This is a genomic window from Nostoc spongiaeforme FACHB-130, from assembly GCF_014698475.1.
GTDB classification, from domain to species: Bacteria; Cyanobacteriota; Cyanobacteriia; order Cyanobacteriales; family Nostocaceae; genus Nostoc_B; species Nostoc_B spongiaeforme.
In genome coordinates this window covers 252,959-271,346 of sequence record NZ_JACJTB010000003.1, presented here as the reverse complement: position 1 = coordinate 271,346, position 18,388 = coordinate 252,959, and the positions used below count along the sequence as shown (strand labels likewise).

The following is an 18,388-nucleotide window of genomic DNA, read 5'->3' as shown; positions in this document are numbered from 1 at the left end:
AAAGATTGTATACAATATCCAAAGTTACAAATAATTCCCTTAACCAAATGGGAGACTAGTTATGAGCATTGCATCTCAAGCAACAGACCGAGTTATCATTTTCGACACCACCTTGCGGGATGGTGAACAATCCCCTGGTGCAACCCTAAATGCAGAAGAGAAATTAGCGATCGCTCATCAACTAGCTCTGTTGGGTGTAGATGTCATTGAAGCGGGTTTTGCCGTCTCTAGTCCAGGAGATTTTCAAGCCGTCAAAACCATTGCTGAACAAGTCGGGAAAGCAGACGGGCCAATTATTTGCAGTTTAGCCAGAGCCACCCGCAAAGATATTCAAGCCGCCGCCGAAGCCTTACAACCTGCCGCCCATCCGCGCATTCACACCATGATTTCGACATCGGATATTCACTTGCAATATCAGTTGAAAAAGTCCCGTAGTGAAGTGTTGGCGATCGCTCAAGAAATGGTGGCTTATGCCAAATCCTTTGTCGATGATGTGGAATTTTCGCCAATGGATGCTAGTCGGACAGATCCAGAGTTTTTATATCAGGTTTTGGAAACTGCGATCGCGTCTGGTGCAACCACAATCAATATTCCTGATACCGTTGGTTACTGCACACCCAAAGAAATCGGAATTTTGATTCAAGGAATTCGGGAAAATGTGCCGCATATTGACAGCGTAATTCTTTCCATCCACACCCAAAATGATTTGGGTTTAGCAACTGCCAATGCCTTAGCCGCCATAGAACATGGTGTGCGTCAAGTAGAATGCACGATTAACGGCATTGGTGAACGTGCCGGAAATGCTGCATTAGAAGAAATTGTCATGGCCTTGCAAGTGCGGAAACACTACTTCAATCCTTACTTTGGCCGTTCTGTGAATTCTGATGTACCCCTCACCAATATCAAAACCCAAGAGATTTACAAAACTTCTTCCTTAGTTTCTCAATTAACCGGAATGCTGATTCAGCCAAATAAAGCAATTGTAGGAGCAAATGCCTTCGCCCATGAATCTGGCATTCATCAAGATGGCATTATCAAGCATCGTCAAACCTACGAAATTATGGAAGCAGCATCCATTGGCTTACCAGAAAATCGCATAGTTTTAGGCAAACACTCAGGACGAAATGCTTTCCGTACAAGGTTGAAAGAATTGGGATTTGAACTGAGTGAAGCCGACTTAAACAAAGCCTTTAACCGTTTTAAAGAAGTTGCAGACAAGAAAAAAGAAATCTCCGATTGGGATATAGAAGCACTTGTGCGGGATGAAACCCAAAATCAAGTAGAAAGCGGTTTTCAACTCGAACACGTCCAAGTAATTTGCGGTGACTGCACTTGTCCAACCGCAACCATTACAGTCGTCACCCCCGATGGCAAAATCCTTACAGATGCTAGTGTCGGCACAGGGCCAGTAGATGCAGTCTACCAAGCAATAAACCACTTAGTACAAATTCCTAATCAATTAATTGAGTTTTCTGTACAGTCAGTCACAGGCGGAATTGATGCCTTGGGAACAGTCACAATCCGCTTGGCATATCAAGATAGAATCTTTTCTGGGCAAGCATCCGACACCGATATTGTCGTAGCCGCAGCTTACGCCCATCTCAATGCTTTAAACCGCCTTTATCGTTACTTGCAAACTCAAAAAATTCCCGCTCAGGTAAGCGAGTAGCAATGTCTATCTTGTAGTTCACTAACTCAAAATTGCCATGTAGAACTAGCAGGGGAGCAAGGAGGAGAATTTTTCCCCTCCACTCCCTGCCTCGAAGCCCTATACCCTTTCGCCCCTACACCCAATCTTTACAGACAATTTTTGTATTCATTTAGCTTGATCTATTATGTATACTACGGTTAATGTATCGAATAATAGTACTATAGATCATGGTGTCTTTACACTCAAGCTTATCTACCGCACCTACTAAAAACGCCAAGCAGCATTTTACTAGGCGCTCATTTTTGCCAGATCATCAAAATGTACTTTGGCAAATCGAAAAAGGTTTTGTACGTACTCATACTTATTTAGAAGATGGCACAACAGTTGCTTTAGGGTTATGGGGGCCTGGAGATACCGTTGGCAAAGCCTTGTCAAAAATGGAACCTTATCAGATGGAATGCTTAACCAAGGTAGAAGTTAAAATCTTGCCCATAGAAGATTGGTATCAGGCGCAAGAAACACTACTAGCACATATCCAACAAGCTGAAGAATTGATGGTAATTCGTAGCTACAAAAAAGTTGATACTATGCTGATTAAATTATTAGCATGGTTATCTAAAAAATTTGGTTATCAGGTTGAACAAGGACGTTTAATAGATATGCGTTTAACTCATGAAGACCTAGCAGAAATGCTAGGTTCTACCCGTGTAACTATCACTCGGATTTTAGGACAATTTGAAGATGAAGGTTTGATTGACCGTCTCTCTCTCCATCGCATTGTCGTGAAAGAAGAAGACATTTGGTACTATGAAATTTAATGGTAACAACACGCAAAAATATTTATTAGCTAATAATTTTGGGGGATAAAGAAAGCTAAGTTTTTGAGTATAGCATCGGTAATTACTCTAGTTGTTAGTCTTTTGATATACTTAAACTTTTAAGTGTAAGACTAGGAAACAAAGATTTTTATACACTGCTAGCTTGATTCCCCCGATAATTATTCATGACTTATATAAATATATAGGAATAAAAAAAGCGAAATTATTCTAAATTTGCGAGGAACTCTTCATGTAAGATATAAAATCATAAGCTAAGAAACTTAAGCGCAGTTCTGCACAGGTTTTGTGCAGGAATTGTTTCTAGCAAAGCACTCAAAATTAACAAATTGAGGTAAGCGTGATGTTACAAAAACGTTATCTGGTCAGCATCTTCTCGATTGCAGCTTTAGGATTAGCTTCTTTACCAGCTTATGCTGATACTAATCAAACCAGTACTCAGATAATTAATCAAAATGCTGCGGCTGTGGGTGATGAAAACTATATCGATCAAAGAGCTGAACAAATAAACATTCAAAACAGCCGTCAACGTATTAGAGGGCGGCGTTCTGGCGGACGTGTAAATCAAGACAATGCCCAATTTACTGGTCAATCTGCGGGCGCTGTGAATTATCGCAACAACATTAGGCAAGGCTCTAGAACAATTAACATACAAAGAAACTCCATTCGTCGTGACCGCAACCGGAGATATTCTGATTACTAAGCGGTTATTTATAAAGTAAAAATCAAATCTTTGTGGGGTGTGTCTAGTTGATGTGGCGAACTACTAGCAGTTCATAATGCAAAACACTAAGTCTTGACACGCTAATACACAATATTTACTTTATCAATGATCTCTGAAACTCCCAATTCCTAAATAGGCTTGGGAGTTATAAGCTAATTATTCAGTTTTTTGCATCTGCGATCGCAATTAGCAATCAGCAACATATTTCAGCTTTTTGAATCAATTCTCAGTGTCAAAAAGCTTTTGACTCCATCATTTATGGAGAAATTTCATGATGATAGCAAAACAATCTTTACCCTTAGCGGTTTTTTTAGCACTAATCGTTTTACCAGGTGCAGCCAGCGCATCCAGAATTGAGATTCGTACCGATGACGGTACAACAATCGTTGATTCTGATGAAGGGGTCAAAATAACTTCTGACGAAGACAGGGATCAAATTACAGATAGTTACTATACTCAATCAGAGTCTTCTGCTCGTCGTCGTCTACGTCGATATTATCGCCAAGCACCCTGTCGTCGCTACACTTCTAGCTATACCAAGCGCCAAACAAGTTACTCAGGTAGAAGCGTTTCTCAAACAACCACTTCTACAACTGTATGTCGATAGTAATTACCAAATGTTGATTATGAAATCCAAACTTGTATTACTTGGATGGTTATCGAGCAGTGCTTTACTACCGATATTACCTGCTATGACTCATCCTGCGGCGGCTCAATGTGTCATGACAGATGTTTCTGTTCAAGTAGCTGTTCGTGGTTCTCGACGGCCTTCCCGACAAAGTAATAATGTTGATTTGCAAAATCAAGGTCGATGTTCAGGAAATGCAATTACACAAGTTGGGACTCAAGTGTACACCGGGAGTGGACGCGCAAACCAACAGCGTACTAGCAGACAACGCATCAATGGCGGTAGAGGTAACAGTACTGGGATAAATGGGCCGACTATTAAGGTTCCCGTTGGGGTACAGGTGGATGTTTACAACCCAGCTTATGACCCATCTTTCCTGAGAAATCGCAATTATCGTCGTTGAAATCTTTAACTCTCCCCTTCCCCACACGAGAAGGGGTTTGAGAGAAATTTATATAAGTTTTGATTTTAATTGATTGTATTTAAGGTATGGCAAAGATGAGGAAGCAAAAATTTGTTTTTGGTTTTTTAACAGCAGTGGCAACTTTTGGTCTGGTTTCCTCACCTACACTAGCACAGGTTAACAGTAATCAAGGAGCCAGCCAAACTGCTGCTATTAATGGAAATAACAATACAATTATTCAAATTATCAATCAAACTAGTCGTCAACAAAATAATCGAGGACGAGTATTAAATCGTCGTCAATTACCCAATCAACGACGCGGTTTTAACAGAAATCAAGAGTATGGCAGACGCGACAACGATAATTATCGTAGACGCGACAATGATAATTATCGCAGGCGCGACAATGACAATGATCGTCGTGACCGTGGGAATCATTACGGACGTGACAAAAAGTATCGCTATGAAAATCGCTGGAATAGGTAGCTGTTATTGATAGGGGGACAAGGGAGATTGAAAATTATAAACTTATTTTTCTTTGACCCACAATGCTAATCCACCTCCGCGACCACGGGCAGCGATAAAATTATCTGTGACTAAAAAGAAGGCAAAAAATGGCAATTTAGCGATGGGTTGGTTGTCAAAATCTGTTGTTTGTGATTTGTTTTTTCCTAGAGGTTTGTTATAGAGAATGCGGCCAAATAAACTAATTTGGATATGAGTAAAATCAAATGCCAAGAGGTTTTTTTTGCCTAAATATTTAACTGGGCCTGTGATTTTTAACAACGCAGACCCTAGTTTTACCTGATTGCTAATTTCTCCTGTGATTGGTGTTGTTTTACTAAAAGAAATATGAGTTGGCGTAAATTTAGGCCAATAAAAACCTTTGCCTAAAATAATGCCGCCACGCTGTTTAACTTTGCGTGTCCCGGTGGCAAAACAAAGTCGCCATGTTCCGACAAGAGAATCAAAATTATAGCTAATGCGTTGCTGTTTGGCAGTTTTTTCAGCTTGCAATAAAGCATCAACTACTACTTTAGCTGATGGGCGATCGCTATTTTGACCGGCTTGTGCTAACGTGGCGACAAACTCTGATGCCGTAATTGATGGTAACTCAGCAGTCATGAACAGTTAACTATTGTGAAGAAGACTTTGGTTTTAGTCTATCGCGCCAATTTGGTGTTGATGCTCCACCAGAACTTGAAGAACCAGAACTATTACTATTTGAAGCAGGTTGAGACCTACGAGGTGCAGCAGAACCTGATTCTGTTTGCCTGGATCTTCTGCCAGAACGAGATGGTTCTGTGGCTGTTGCACTAGACTCATTTTCGACAGTACCAGAGCGTCGCCGTCTTCTGGGTGTATCACTGCTGTCTTCTTGGGCTTGATATCGCCGCCGTCTTCTGGGTGTTTCTGTATTATCTTCTTGCTGCTGGTAACTACGTCTGCGTCTTCTGCGAGATGAACTGCTATCATCAGAATCGCTGGAATTTACCTCTTCATTATTTTTACTGGAACTGTTGCGGATTTTCTTTGGTTTAATTGGTTCGGCTTTAATTGTGCCTTTGCGACCTTCTAATTTTGGTCTTTCGGGGAATTTTTCCACTGGCATTCCCTCTGTTACTTTTTCCATAAATTCATGCCAGGTGTAGGCAGCACTACTACTAGCGCCATAGGTAGGACGGTTATTATCGTTACCTAGCCAAACTCCTGTCACAATTTGCGGGATGTAGCCAATAAACCACAAATCTCTCGCTTCGTCAGAAGTACCAGTTTTGCCAGCTACAGGTCGATTATCGAGTTGGGCAGATGCACCTGTTCCTTCGACAACCACGTTACGCAGCATCCAAGTCATGATGGCGGCACTGTCAGCATCCAAAGCCCGTTGTGATTTAAAATCGGCTGACCAGATAACTTGACCTTGGCGGTTCAGAATGCGCCGAATACCGTGAGTTTCTACGTGTAAGCCCTGGGTGGCAAAGCTGCCGTAAGCACTGGTCAATTCTAGAAGGTTGACTTCATTAGAACCAAGGGCTAAAGAATAATGGGAATTCAGTTTTGATTTAATGCCCATATTGTGGGCTAATTTAATGGTTGGCTCAAATCCCACATCTAGTAATACTTTCAATGCAACTATATTCACAGAGCGCGTGAGAGCATCTCTAATGTTGATCATGCCCCGGAATTTTTCGCCATAGTTTTTGGGTTCGTAACCATCGACGACAAAGGGTGCATCTAAATAAGTATCGTAAGGGCTTTTGCCGGTCGCGATCGCCGCAGCGTAGACAAATCCCTTAAATGTTGAGCCTGGTTGACGTTTGGCTTGGGTAACACGATTAAATTGGTTTGTACCAAAATCTTTACCACCTACCATTGCTTTAATTTCGCCACTGCGGGGGTCAATGGCCACTAAAGCGGCTTGCTTAAAGTTTTCCCAGCGCCCTTGATTTTTTAATACTTTTGTAACTGCGGCTTCGGCGGCTTGTTGCCATTTTGGGTCTAAGCTGGTTTCTACGGTTAAACCTCCAGCCGCCAGCACATCTGCTGAAACATATTTGGGTAATTCTTGCTGGACGTAACTGGTAAAATATGGTGACTCAACTTGTAACCGTTTGGGCAAGCTAGTTTTGACCACTAACGGTTCTTGAGTAGCTGCTTGACTTTCAGTGGCGGTAATAACGCCATCTTCCCGCATCCGTTGTAATACCAGATTGCGTCTTTGTTTTGCTGCTTCTGGATTTTGGGCTGGAGAATATAAACTCGGTGCGGGGGCTAAACCAGCAATTGTAGCTGCTTCGGCTAAAGTGAGTTGGTCTACTGGTTTGCTGAAGTATACCCAAGCAGCATCAGCCACACCATAAGCCCCGGAACCTAAGTAAACCAAATTCAAGTAACGCTCTAAAATTTGGTCTTTCGTCAATTCTTCCTCAATTTTCTGGGCGAGGCGGACTTCTTTGAGTTTCCGCCAGATGGTTTTTTCTTGTTTTAAGAATAAAATCCGGGCTAATTGTTGGGTAATGGTGCTACCACCTTCTACCACATTTTGCGATCGCAAGTTATTTAAACCTGCTCTGGCAATCCCTTGGGGATCAACACCATTGTGTTCTGTAAATCTGCGGTCTTCTGAGGCAATAAAAGCTTTTTTTAAAATATCGGGAATTTGTGTGATTTTAAGTTGTTCTCTGGTAGCTTCTCCTTGCTGTTGAAGAATAGCTCCATCAGCAGCTTTGATGGTTAAGGTTTGCTCCCGAACCACAGCTTGCAATTCGGATTTATCTGGCAGAGTTTTATCTATGGAGGTAACGATATATTTCGCACCCACCACACCACTACCGACAGTGAGTACTGCCCAAAACCATAAACGACGATAAAATGGCTTTTCCCTACTGGTAAATATGGTTACTATCCCAGAGGAAATATTAGCCACCCGGCCAAATAGTTGGCTGGCTTTTCCCACCTTGGTTGGGCTTAAGCTCTCGTCGGTGGATTCTTCATTTTTATATTGATTCCCAGGCGACAATCGCGGTTCCTCCTTGTCAGAGTCACTCAAACTTTGTTGGTTGTTGCTTGAACCAGGAGGTGAGATTCCCCACGTTAGTTCCTTGTTCCAAGTAAGCACAGGTTAACCGCCTAAAAGAGATTTTAGGGCTTAATTAACTGTGTTCGTGTTAGTATATTATCCTATAAATAATTAACTGAATTCATTGCTACATAAAATATTATTCTGATGTTTAATAGTCTAATTTTGTCAAGATTCAAGCTGTAATTTTATTTAATTCTTAAAAGAAAAATTGTTAAAAATATCCGGTCTCAACGGGGAGCAAAAGATAGCAAATCATCCTGATGATAATGGGCAAGAATTTCTTAGTAGTAAGCAAGGTGTACGGATAGCAGTAGCACTAGGAAGTAATCTAGGTGATTCTCAGCAAATATTAGCAGCAGCGATCGCCCAGTTAAGTACAGTACCAAAAATGCAATTAATAGCAACATCCAGTTGGTATAGAACTAAAGCAGTAGGTCCGCCGCAGCCAGATTACATTAATGGCTGTATCATCATGCAAGTAGACATGACACCGCAGGTATTACTAGAAACTTTGTTAGCCACAGAACAGCAATTTGGACGAGTCAGGCAAGAACGTTGGGGGCCGCGATCGCTCGATTTAGATTTGTTGTTGTATGATCAGGTAATTCTAGACATCCCAAATTTGCAAATCCCCCATCCGCGAATGCGAGAGCGAGCATTTGTTTTAGTTCCCTTAGCCGAAATTGCGCCAGATTGGATTGAGCCAGTTTCCGGATACAAGATCAAACAGTTGGTAAAAGATGTAGACTGTTCTGATGTACATTTACTGAAGAGCAATTAAAGTCACTACCCATAAACAAGCAAAATCCTGATCCCACAAACGACAAACACAGTTTGTTCGTTGATTTTTAAAAGATAAAAACATCACTATGCCATTAGGTAGAGAATTACCACAATTATTAAAGCAACGCCTATTTCACAAAGGACGCAAATTTGATTTTGAAGTGAATCGTTTGCGTTTACCCAACAAATCAGAAGGGGAATGGGAGTGCATTCGTCATCCCGGCGGGGCGTTGGCTGTACCTGTCACCAATGAAGGAAAACTGGTACTTGTGCGTCAGTATCGCTTCGCCGTTCAAGGCAGAATCTTAGAATTTCCCGCCGGCACTTTAGAATATAACGAAGATCCCCAAGCAACAGTCAAGCGGGAAATTGAGGAAGAAACAGGCTATAGCGCCCAAACATGGCGCAAACTCGGCGAATTTTTCCTTGCGCCGGGATACTCCGATGAAATTATTTATGCTTTTCTCGCCCAAGATTTAGAAAAGCTAGAAAAGCCGCCTACCCAAGACGAAGATGAAGACATTGAAACAGTCCTGATGACACCAGAGGAACTGGAAGCCGCAATTTTACAAGGCGAACCAGTCGATGCAAAATCAATCGCCAGCTTTTTCTTAGCGCGTCCTTTTTTAGTTTCATAGCAAGATGCTGTTTGATTAATAATCAACATACTGATTGAGTCAGCAATGAATATGCTCATATCGTGGGCATATTCATTACCAAAATGACTTTAACTGCAATCACAACAGAAGGCGCATTTGCTGTCCGCCTATGATTTTAAATATTTTTTAACATTTTCGGAACCATAGTTCTTTTGACTGTTATTTCTGTAAATTGATGCAAAGTCTAGAAATTCAAGAACCGCCTCTTCCTCCATCCACTGCTTGTTATATATGTGCATAATCCACTCACATAAACTAGCATCATCAGTAATTTCATCAAAATCTACATCATAATTCATGCGTCGATGACGCATTACATTTAACTGAGGTACATAATCCCAATACTCAAGATTTGCAAGAAATTCTTTTATATCATTTTCCACCTTTTCTCTTAACTCATGAAAGGAGTAGATACGAGACTCCTCTTCATTTTTGCCTCCGATTCTCATAATTTTTTACCCACAGCAAGAGTTTCCTTATTAATAACATATCTAAAATACTGTATCTAAGCAGAAAAGTAGGTTGGGTGGAGCGTAGCGAAACCCAACAAAGTATGTTCGGATGTTGGGTTTCGTTCCTCAACCCAACCTACGCCTGAACTAAGTCAAAAGTTAAAAGTCAGAAATTCTCTAACTTTTGAATTTTGACTTTATTGTAGAGGTGTTGGTGTTAAAAACCCTTACCCTTACACCCCTATACCTTTTGATCTCTATTTTTCTGGAGATTAACTAATTCCAAATCCACTATATTCTCTCATATATGGAGGTTGCAGTCCCAGAACAATATCGTTTTTTGCAACTCCTTTAGCTATTAATATATCAGCAATGATTGTGTCTGTTTGATTGCGTTGAATCCAAATTTTTTCTTCTCTAATTTCTAAATGAAGTACACAGTTATAAATCCGGCGATGTTCGTTCCACCCCAAATCAATTAATAAGTAACGGTCATTGACTAAATCAAAAACTGTTTCTGATTCAATTTCTCCCCCTAAAACTTTTCCGTGAGATTCTTCAGTTAATACTTGCTGAATATATTGGCGATATCTCGTTAATTTATCCATTTGACAATTAATCTTTTTTCCCTGCTGCCTTGTATAGCAGTCCTAAATCAATTACAAACAAATCTACTCCCCACTCCCCACTCCCTATTCCCTACCTTTGCTATTTTTTATCCCGATTTATCCAAATCCCGCGCATCCCAACAGCCTTCGCCCCTTGATAATCTTCAACAATGCTGTCGCCAATGTGCCATGCTGCTGACGGCGAACAATCATGTTTTTCTAAAGCAACGGCAAAAATTTGGGGATCGGGTTTAGCCGCACATGCTTGAGTGGAAATTGTCACCGAAGTAAAGTAGTCACTAATTCCCAGACTTTGTAACACAGAATAAATTCGAGAATCAAAGTTAGAAATAATCCCTAGTTCAATTCCTAAACGTCGCCAGTTCATTAAAGATGGCACGACATCAGCATAAATAAACCAGGGTTCAGCCGTGCCGAAGTGAATGTAAAGTTCGCTAAAAAAAGCCGAAAAGTCAGAAAATTGCTGGAGAACACCAGCCGTCTCAAAGGTGTTGAGGGCTATTACTCGCCACCAGTCAAACTCGCGTTGGGGTATATCGGCTGGTTCCGCATCTAAAAATATTGGTGGTGGTGCAGCTTTAAAACTTTGGATAAATGCTTGATTTAATCTGGGCGCAGAAACTTCCACACCAAATTCTTTGGCTATCTGACTATATACTTCGCCTACACTGCCTTTGACACCAAATATTGTGCCGACAGCATCTAGAAAAATAACTTTCGGTCGTTCCATCAAACTGTTAGTAATGAATGTATTTTGAACGTGATACTAATGTGAACCAAGACAAGGACAGATGGATTGATAGAACCCAAATACTCAAAACAATTCCCAACCCAAAATAATATGAGATTAAATTGATTGGGAAATTGTCTCTATAATAGGACGGACTAGCCAGTTAAAGCCAACTTTGAGTTGATGTTCTAAAGTCGGCATTCGATACAAATAAGCAAGACGACGCGCCACATAGCCTAAAGAACCGTCGAGTTTCACGCCTAAACCCGTGAGAGTGGCGTTATCTGTACCCAGGGCCAGCATTTCGCCAAGTTTTTGATAGCGGAAGGGTAACAAGGGGCAATCGCTCAAAGAAGCCCAGATATTCCACGCAGTATAATCAGCTTGTTGAAAAGCGGCTTGGGCTGTGGCGGGAATTTGTTGATCTTCCGCATCTCGACAGTCGGCTAAATCTCCCAAGGCAAAAATTTCTGGGTGGTCAAGTACTTGTAGGGTTGGTGTGGTAGTAATTTGATGACGTTGGTTTTGTTTAAAAGGTAAGTTTTTCACCACAGGCGCGACTTGTGTACCGACAGTCCAAATCACTAAATCTACAGGAATGGTATCAATCTGATTTTTATATTCCAGGGAAATGGTATCTGCACCAATTGATTCGACTTTGGTTTCTAAATCAATAAATACACCCCTGGCTTCTAAAGCTTTCTTGGCGGTTTCGCGGTTAAACTCTGGGGAGGTGCGTAAAATTTGGTCGCTGATTTCAATTAACCGCAAACGTGCTTTTTCGCCTAGTCTGTCGGCTAGTTTACAAGCTAGTTCTACACCACTGTAACCAGCACCCACAATGGCAATGCGGATTTTATCAGCCTCGGATTCTGCTAAAATTTGCAGCCGTTGTTCTAGGCGGTAAGCATCATTGATAGTACGGAAAGGCAAGGCGTAGGATGTAGCACCGGGAACCATATCAAGCGGTGTTTCGCCGCCTAAAGCCAGCACTAAGCGATCATAGGGAATTTCTGGCCCGTCTTGTAATTGTACTCGTTGCTGGTCGGTGTCAATTCCTGAAACTACTGCTTGGTAAAAACGTACACCTGTACCTTGGAGAAGTTCGGCAAAGGGAGGCGCAATTTCCCAAGTTTGCAATTCGCCTGTGAGCAATTCGTAGAGTAAGGGGGAAAATAGAAAGCGATCGCTTTGATCTACCAGTACAATTTCGGGTTTTTGCTGCGATTCCCAAGGTAACTGGCTTAAACGCAACGCTGTGTAGAGACCACCAAAGCCTCCACCAAGGATTAAAATTCTCTGAGTTTGTTGAGTCATCATTTGTATGGGATGGTTAATCCCAGTCGTCCATCTACCTCTCAGTGTAATGATTTTAGGACTTACTCACAAAGATTTCCTCTGGAGATTGGGTGAAAAAGTGAAAGGGTGTAGGGGTGTAAGGGTGTAAGGGTTTTAGATACATACACCCCTATACCCCTATACCCCTTCTTCTGAGTTAATTACCACCAGAAGTAACTGCTTTATTGTGTACGGCGGTATCTTCAGGCTTTCTGTGCCATTCGCCATTTTGACCTTGTTCGTATTCGTTTCGTACACTATTCCAAGCAACGTTAGTAGCACCTTGTTCACTTAACCCATCACGTTGGGAAGCGTTGAAAGCAGCACAGAAGATTTGTTGGGCGTGTTGAGGAAGTTTGTCTTGAATTTCTTGAGGGAGTTCTTCTATTTTGTTGTAAGGCATAAACTAACTCCAGTAACTTTAACCTGGGTCAATCCTAGAAAATCTAGTCATACAACTTCCTCTGACTTTCAGTAGAAATGGGTAATAAATATCAATAGGTCAATAGAAATATTTACAAACTCACATAATCGCGCCATTTATCTAGCATCTTAGTACTTATACCAGGAATTTTGTCTAAATCTTGGAGGGATGTAAACTTTTGTTGTTGACGTGCAATGATTATTTTTTGAGCTAACTTTTTACCCACACCAGGAAGAGTGGCTAATTCTTCCAGGCTGGCTGTGTTGAGATTGATTTTTTGGGTGATGGGATTTTGACTAGAAATTGGTGCAGAGATTGTCGGACACTTTTTTGTTTCTGCTTGAATTTTTGCTTGAATTTCTGATGGTAAACCAATTTGCGCTTTGGCATAAAGACGAGCAAATTCTCGCACATAATGAGCCGCAACAGTAGGATTTTCAATAACCATCAAAGTTTCATCGTTGCCATTGTTAGCTGCATCTGACCAATTATGTGAACCTGTGATGATTATTCTATTATCAATAATTGAGAATTTATGATGGAGTAAATCACCTTTGGCTAATACAGGTACACCCACACTAGTAATTGGCTTTGACCAAGGTTTATTGTCAATTTCATACTTACATTTATTACTCAAAGCAACTCCCAGCATATCTAAGGCTTCGCTGTAATAACGATAGGCAAATTGAGCATCAATTAAAGCCTTAACATCTATATTTTGTTGATGACGTTGTTCTAAAACATTGGCAAGTTGCTGTTCAGAAAAGACAAATAATGCCAAATCAATTGATTTAGTGGCAGTATTTAACTTTTCCCCAATTAACCCATTACTAGTTTGACTCCAAGGTTGAGTAGGAGAAGCCGGAGAAAATTGGACTGTGATTTTACTATCACCCACAGTAATTTGTTGGGGAGGACGCAGTGGTTTTTTAATGCCAAATCGGCTGTCTGGCTTACCTCCAGTGCCATCACCCCACATAATATTAAACTCTTGGGTAAACACAGTTGCTAATTCTGGACTATCAATTTTGAGTAAATTATTGGCATTACCTAAACTGCTAGGATTGCTGAAATCGCCTGAAGTGTCGCTGAGAGTGAGGTTAGCCGAAGTTACAATAACCATGCGATTATCCACAATCAAAAATTTGTGGTGCATTAAATTACTACCTGCGGAACCATCAGCTTGATCATCAATTACGGGAGTTTTGGCATTTTGTAAAATTACTAATGCGTCTCTTTGATTAATTTCTTCTGGGCTGAGTTGGTTATCTTGATTTAAGTCAATAAATTTATGAAATTCGTTATATCTTTCTCGTTCTCTAGTTGCGAGTTTTTTAACTTCTGCTGTTGTAAAGCTACTCCAAGGACGACTATAAATATTTTCTAAAATTACTCTCACTTTTACCCCGGCTTTTTGTCTGTCTACTAATGCTTGAGCAACTTTAGGTAAACGTAATTCTTGGACTGCTACATCTACTGTAGATTTCGCTTGAGAAATAGTATCAACAATGATTTTTTCTAAATCATCACCTAGTCGTGTTTGCTGACGGTAAGATTCACGATATTCTGAAGATTCAGACTGATTTAGATAAACTTGAATCAATGGATCTTGTGGTAAAGCTGATAAACTTTTATCGGATGTTTTAGCCTGTTGACAAGCTGTGGTAACAAATATTAAGGCAAATAGCCAAAAATACCTTGATCTACGAAAAATTGGCACGGTAATCTGCTAAAAGTAAATTGGTGGCGAACATAGTTATTGTTCCCAAAATGCAGTACGCCAATTTAAAGAGGTAAACAGCTTGATCGGCAGTTAAAAAATCTTCCTATTGATGCACATTAATTCACATTTTCTCAAGATTTAACCAGACATCTTTGTATGGTGAAAATAGTGAGTAGCCTATTGCCCTTGTCTTTCCGCCCTAATGTTGTGATATGCAAATATATTTAGATTACAGTGCTACTACTCCAACTCGCCCAGAAGCGATCGCAGCGATGCAAGCAATTCTCACTCAACAGTGGGGTAATCCTTCTAGCTTGCATGAGTGGGGACAAAGGGCGGCGATAGTTCTGGAACAAGCCAGAGTTCAAGTTGCAGACTTAATTAACGCTATTGATTCTGAATCAATTATTTTTACGGGTGGCGGTACAGAATCTGATAATTTGGCAATTATTGGTGTAGCGAGGTTGTATGCTGTACCGCAACATATCATTATTTCTAGTGTGGAACATTCCGCCATTTCTGAAACGGTGCGAATGCTAGAAATGTGGGGTTGGGAAATCACACGCTTGGGAGTGGATAGCTTAGGAAGAGTTAACCCGTTAGATTTACAAGCTGCTTTGCGACATAACACCGTGTTGGTGTCAATCATTTACGGACAAAGTGAAGTCGGGACAATTCAACCAATTAGCGAGTTGGGTAAAATAGCGCGATCGCATGGTGCAATTTTCCACACCGATGCAGTGCAAGTTGCTGGACGTTTACCCCTGGATGTGCAGACATTACCAGTTGATTTACTCAGCATTTCCAGCCATAAAATCTACGGGCCACAAGGTGTCGGGGCATTGTATATTCGTCCTGGGGTAAAAATTATGCCTCTGTTGACTGGTGGTGGACAAGAAATGGGGATGCGTTCGGGAACGCAAGCTGTCCCGATAATTGCTGGGTTTGGTATCGCTGCTGAATTAGCCGCCAAAGAACTAGCAACCGAAACACCAAGATTGATTAATTTGCGCGATCGCTTGTTTGCTTTGTTAGCAGATGTCCCCGGTTTAATTCCCACAGGCGATCGCATCCATCGCTTACCCCATCATGTTAGTTTCTGTTTAGAATACGCCGACGGTGAAAAACTCAGTGGTAAAACCTTGGTTCGACAATTAAATTTAGCTGGTATTGGCATTAGTGCGGGTGCTGCTTGTCATAGCGGTAAACTCAGCCCCAGCCCCATATTATTAGCAATGGGTTATTCTCAAAAAGCAGCCTTGGGCGGTATTCGGATGACATTAGGGCGTGATACCACCCAAGCAGATATTGATTGGACTGCAATGGTGTTGAAGCAAGTTTTGCAAAGGTTGACACCGAACTATCCTATTCACGAAAATCTTACTCAGTATTCATATCTAACCTGATACTCACTAGCCTCAAAAATACCCCCAATTTGTTGGTCGATACTGCTTTGGCTAAAGTAAATATCCTGGGGATGCTCGCAACTATCTTCTGATACCTCAAAATGTAAACAGATTTCTTTATTAACTGGGTTAAAAATTGTTTCCACGTATCTCAATTGGGAAAATACTGGTATCTCGTTGTGGTCAACAAACTCGTAAATATTACCTGGTTTAAATCTGAGTTCCTGCATAACCAACTCCGTATAGTTATGCAGTTTATTCTAAGCTGCCGAAAATCATTCAAACCCTATCTATATGGAGATTTATGTACGGTAGGTACAAGGCTTGAAGAGTCAGGCTGGTTCTGAAAATGAATAAATTCCAACTCCAGAAAAAGTAGCATATCGCTGAAAAAAAACAACAAGCGATCGCTTGGCGGCAAAACTGCAAGAATTAGGTATTGACCCAGATTATATATAGTGGATTATACTTCTGGTTCAATTTCAAAAATCCTATAGCTACGTAGTTTTTTATCTAAGTTTAAATATTTTCCACCCACAGAAGATGATTAACGTAAACAGTGTTTTGCAGCGCATTGTAGAATTTCTCATCTGCTGTCACCATCTCGCATTTTTGCGAAATTGCCAGGGCTAGATATAAACTATCATATACTGCGCGATCGCTTTGCATGGCAATATCTAAAGCAAGTGGCATCAATGGCTGAGATAAGTAAACTTCTACAGGAACTGTATTTAAATCTGCCAAAGTTTGCCTTGCATTTTCAGCAGTATCTTCGCTGCGACGTACTCGTTTCCACAAGACATTTGCTAATTCTGCGAAGAAAAAATCTGGCACTAAAAAAGTATGATTACTTGCTAGTAAACGTCTAGCAAAATCAGAGTAAATTTCTGGCACAAATCATTTTATAGCAATGCTGGCATCTAAAACATATCGGCTCACCGTTCTCTATCCTCACGGATAAGTTCAGCACTGTCAGTGAAAAATTTATTTGCATATCTTACCTGAGCGCGTGCTACTGCATCTCTAGCTTGTTGCATATCGCCCCCAGTGTGGTAATTTGTTACTGTTTCTGCGGCTTGTTGAAGAATATGTATTAATTCTTCTTGCAAAGACCTACCGTGCTGCTTGGCAAGATTTTCTAGTTTTTCTAGAATTATAGGATCTAAATTTTCAACTAAGATTTGAGCCATACCGACCCTTCGGGTAATTCAAAAGTTAAAAGTCAAAAATAAGTTGTGTAAGGATTGTACTGCACCATTCTTAATTTTATTGTAGTTTTTCTGTTTCTTTCTCCCTATCCCTACGAATAAATTTAATTTTGTCCAACTACTTATGTGAGAATTAATCTATGTATTTGGGGAGTTGCAAAGATGGCTTGGGTTGCAGGTGATCAGTTGCAAGGTGGAAAATACACGATTGAAAGGGAGTTAGGAAAGGGACGCTTTGGGATTACCTATTTGGTAAAAAACAGGAATAGCGATCGCTTAGTTATTAAAACCTTAAATGATGACTTGCTTCAATCTCTCAGTCCAGATGAACGCGCACGACTGGAGAATATGTTTTACGATGAAGCTTTCAAACTTCGAGGATGTAAACATAACCATATTGTGCAGATTACGGAACTCTTTAGGGAAGGGGAGTATCCGTGTTTGGTAATGGAATATATCGGTGAAGATAGTTTAGCTAATCTTCGTCCATCAATACTTTCGGAACCAGACGCACTGCGTTACATTCAGCAAATTGGCGAAGCACTGATAGAAGTACACAACAAAGGGTTGATTCATCGGGATGTGCATCCGGGAAACATCTTACTGCGGAAGCGAGATGGAAATTTAGAAGCAGTGTTGATTGATTTCGGTCTAGCTTTAAATTTTGACCACATCTTAACTACAAGCCGAACTCAAGAAACATCTGAAGGATTTACACCACCAGAACTTTATGCTAGAGGTAATACAACACAAGCTTATAGCGATATTTATTCACTGGCAGCTACTCTGTATAAACTTCTGACAGGGAGAACACCTGTAGGTGCGGTAAAGCGTAAAGCAGATGGTGAACATTTAGTCTCTCCAAAAGAATATAATCCTCAGATTACCAAGAAGACCAACGACGCAATCTTAGCAGGAATGCAGCTAGATCCCAAGCAGAGGCCACAGTCTATGCAAGAATGGCTTAATTCTTTGGGATTGACTGGGAGCAAGATAGAGACAACAAAACCACTTAAACCTAAAGCAAAAATTGATTGGGTTGCTATTACTGCCATTGGAACTTTACTTGCAGGTATTGGAGCTATGGCTGCTTGGTATACAATTTTCAAACCTTCTCCACCGCCTCCCCCGACAGTGACCAGTCCGCCATCTAGTAAAACTCCGTAGAATCAGCTAAACTTTCATCATCATTCCAATCTCATAGTAATTTTA

The 18,388-nt window shown here is 40.8% G+C and carries 21 protein-coding genes; 10 read left to right on the top strand and 11 right to left on the bottom strand.

What is annotated here, in order from left to right; all coding sequences use genetic code 11:
• Nucleotides 1–61: 61 nt before the first annotated feature.
• The 6 genes from H6G74_RS05120 (at nucleotide 62) to H6G74_RS05095 (ending at nucleotide 4,727) form a co-directional block, all read left to right on the top strand.
• Nucleotides 62–1,669, top strand: a complete 1,608-nt coding sequence (locus tag H6G74_RS05120) for a 2-isopropylmalate synthase (RefSeq protein WP_190966644.1) — start codon at nucleotides 62–64, stop codon at nucleotides 1,667–1,669.
• Nucleotides 1,670–1,878: 209 nt separating this feature from the next.
• Nucleotides 1,879–2,469, top strand: coding sequence for a Crp/Fnr family transcriptional regulator (locus H6G74_RS05115; RefSeq protein WP_190966643.1), 591 nt, complete (start codon nucleotides 1,879–1,881; stop codon nucleotides 2,467–2,469).
• A 361-nt stretch (nucleotides 2,470–2,830) separates the two neighbouring features.
• The gene (locus H6G74_RS05110; protein WP_190966642.1) at nucleotides 2,831–3,190 is read left to right on the top strand and encodes a hypothetical protein; all 360 of its coding nucleotides are present in this window, start codon (nucleotides 2,831–2,833) and stop codon (nucleotides 3,188–3,190) included.
• 292 nt (nucleotides 3,191–3,482) lie between these two features.
• Nucleotides 3,483–3,818: a hypothetical protein gene (locus H6G74_RS05105; RefSeq protein ID WP_144427503.1), complete on the top strand. Its 336-nt coding sequence runs from the start codon at nucleotides 3,483–3,485 to the stop codon at nucleotides 3,816–3,818.
• Nucleotides 3,819–3,837: 19 nt separating this feature from the next.
• Nucleotides 3,838–4,242 carry a hypothetical protein gene (locus H6G74_RS05100; RefSeq protein ID WP_190966641.1) on the top strand — a complete coding sequence of 135 codons (405 nt, stop codon included), beginning with the start codon at nucleotides 3,838–3,840 and terminating at the stop codon, nucleotides 4,240–4,242.
• Between the two features lie 95 nt (nucleotides 4,243–4,337).
• Nucleotides 4,338–4,727 carry a hypothetical protein gene (locus H6G74_RS05095; protein WP_190966640.1) on the top strand — a complete coding sequence of 130 codons (390 nt, stop codon included), beginning with the start codon at nucleotides 4,338–4,340 and terminating at the stop codon, nucleotides 4,725–4,727.
• A 42-nt stretch (nucleotides 4,728–4,769) separates the two neighbouring features.
• Here H6G74_RS05095 and H6G74_RS05090 read toward each other — a convergent pair whose 3' ends face one another.
• Nucleotides 4,770–5,366: a hypothetical protein gene (locus H6G74_RS05090; RefSeq protein ID WP_190966639.1), complete on the bottom strand. Its 597-nt coding sequence runs from the start codon at nucleotides 5,364–5,366 to the stop codon at nucleotides 4,770–4,772.
• 10 nt (nucleotides 5,367–5,376) lie between these two features.
• On the bottom strand, nucleotides 5,377–7,761 hold the full coding sequence (locus H6G74_RS05085) for a transglycosylase domain-containing protein (protein ID WP_190966705.1): 2,385 nt from the start codon (nucleotides 7,759–7,761) through the stop codon (nucleotides 5,377–5,379).
• A 367-nt stretch (nucleotides 7,762–8,128) separates the two neighbouring features.
• Here H6G74_RS05085 and folK point away from each other — a divergent pair, with 367 nt between their 5' ends.
• Nucleotides 8,129–8,605 (top strand): 2-amino-4-hydroxy-6-hydroxymethyldihydropteridine diphosphokinase, encoded by a 477-nt coding sequence (gene folK, locus H6G74_RS05080; RefSeq protein ID WP_313888456.1) that lies wholly within the window; start codon nucleotides 8,129–8,131, stop codon nucleotides 8,603–8,605.
• Nucleotides 8,606–8,693: 88 nt separating this feature from the next.
• A complete protein-coding gene (locus H6G74_RS05075; protein ID WP_190966637.1) occupies nucleotides 8,694–9,245 on the top strand; it encodes an NUDIX hydrolase in 552 nt (183 codons plus the stop codon).
• A 128-nt stretch (nucleotides 9,246–9,373) separates the two neighbouring features.
• Here H6G74_RS05075 and H6G74_RS05070 read toward each other — a convergent pair whose 3' ends face one another.
• The 6 genes from H6G74_RS05070 to H6G74_RS05045 form a co-directional block, all read right to left on the bottom strand.
• A complete protein-coding gene (locus H6G74_RS05070; RefSeq protein WP_190966636.1) occupies nucleotides 9,374–9,715 on the bottom strand; it encodes a hypothetical protein in 342 nt (113 codons plus the stop codon).
• A 275-nt stretch (nucleotides 9,716–9,990) separates the two neighbouring features.
• Nucleotides 9,991–10,326 (bottom strand): XisI protein, encoded by a 336-nt coding sequence (locus H6G74_RS05065; RefSeq protein WP_190966635.1) that lies wholly within the window; start codon nucleotides 10,324–10,326, stop codon nucleotides 9,991–9,993.
• Nucleotides 10,327–10,426: 100 nt separating this feature from the next.
• Nucleotides 10,427–11,077, bottom strand: coding sequence for an HAD-IA family hydrolase (locus H6G74_RS05060; protein ID WP_190966634.1), 651 nt, complete (start codon nucleotides 11,075–11,077; stop codon nucleotides 10,427–10,429).
• A 117-nt stretch (nucleotides 11,078–11,194) separates the two neighbouring features.
• The gene (locus H6G74_RS05055) at nucleotides 11,195–12,394 is read right to left on the bottom strand and encodes an NAD(P)/FAD-dependent oxidoreductase (protein ID WP_190966704.1); all 1,200 of its coding nucleotides are present in this window, start codon (nucleotides 12,392–12,394) and stop codon (nucleotides 11,195–11,197) included.
• Between the two features lie 178 nt (nucleotides 12,395–12,572).
• Entirely contained in the window at nucleotides 12,573–12,818 is a 246-nt protein-coding gene (locus tag H6G74_RS05050; protein WP_190966633.1) for a ChaB family protein, read from the bottom strand.
• Between the two features lie 112 nt (nucleotides 12,819–12,930).
• On the bottom strand, nucleotides 12,931–14,559 hold the full coding sequence (locus tag H6G74_RS05045) for a DUF655 domain-containing protein (protein ID WP_190966632.1): 1,629 nt from the start codon (nucleotides 14,557–14,559) through the stop codon (nucleotides 12,931–12,933).
• Between the two features lie 215 nt (nucleotides 14,560–14,774).
• On the opposite strand from H6G74_RS05045, the gene H6G74_RS05040 reads away from it, so the two are divergent.
• Nucleotides 14,775–15,968: a cysteine desulfurase family protein gene (locus H6G74_RS05040; protein ID WP_190966631.1), complete on the top strand. Its 1,194-nt coding sequence runs from the start codon at nucleotides 14,775–14,777 to the stop codon at nucleotides 15,966–15,968.
• Here the strand turns inward: H6G74_RS05040 and H6G74_RS05035 are convergent.
• The 3 genes from H6G74_RS05035 to H6G74_RS05025 form a co-directional block, all read right to left on the bottom strand.
• A complete protein-coding gene (locus H6G74_RS05035) occupies nucleotides 15,947–16,198 on the bottom strand; it encodes a hypothetical protein (RefSeq protein ID WP_190966630.1) in 252 nt (83 codons plus the stop codon). The two genes, H6G74_RS05040 and H6G74_RS05035, sit on opposite strands and share 22 nt — an antisense overlap.
• 289 nt (nucleotides 16,199–16,487) lie before the next feature.
• Nucleotides 16,488–16,862: a type II toxin-antitoxin system VapC family toxin gene (locus tag H6G74_RS05030; RefSeq protein ID WP_313888453.1), complete on the bottom strand. Its 375-nt coding sequence runs from the start codon at nucleotides 16,860–16,862 to the stop codon at nucleotides 16,488–16,490.
• 41 nt (nucleotides 16,863–16,903) lie between these two features.
• Nucleotides 16,904–17,158, bottom strand: a complete 255-nt coding sequence (locus tag H6G74_RS05025) for a FitA-like ribbon-helix-helix domain-containing protein (protein ID WP_190966629.1) — start codon at nucleotides 17,156–17,158, stop codon at nucleotides 16,904–16,906.
• Between the two features lie 180 nt (nucleotides 17,159–17,338).
• Between H6G74_RS05025 and H6G74_RS05020 the strand changes: the two genes are divergently transcribed.
• The gene (locus H6G74_RS05020) at nucleotides 17,339–18,343 is read left to right on the top strand and encodes a serine/threonine protein kinase (protein ID WP_190966628.1); all 1,005 of its coding nucleotides are present in this window, start codon (nucleotides 17,339–17,341) and stop codon (nucleotides 18,341–18,343) included.
• The last annotated feature ends 45 nt before the right edge of the window (nucleotides 18,344–18,388 follow it).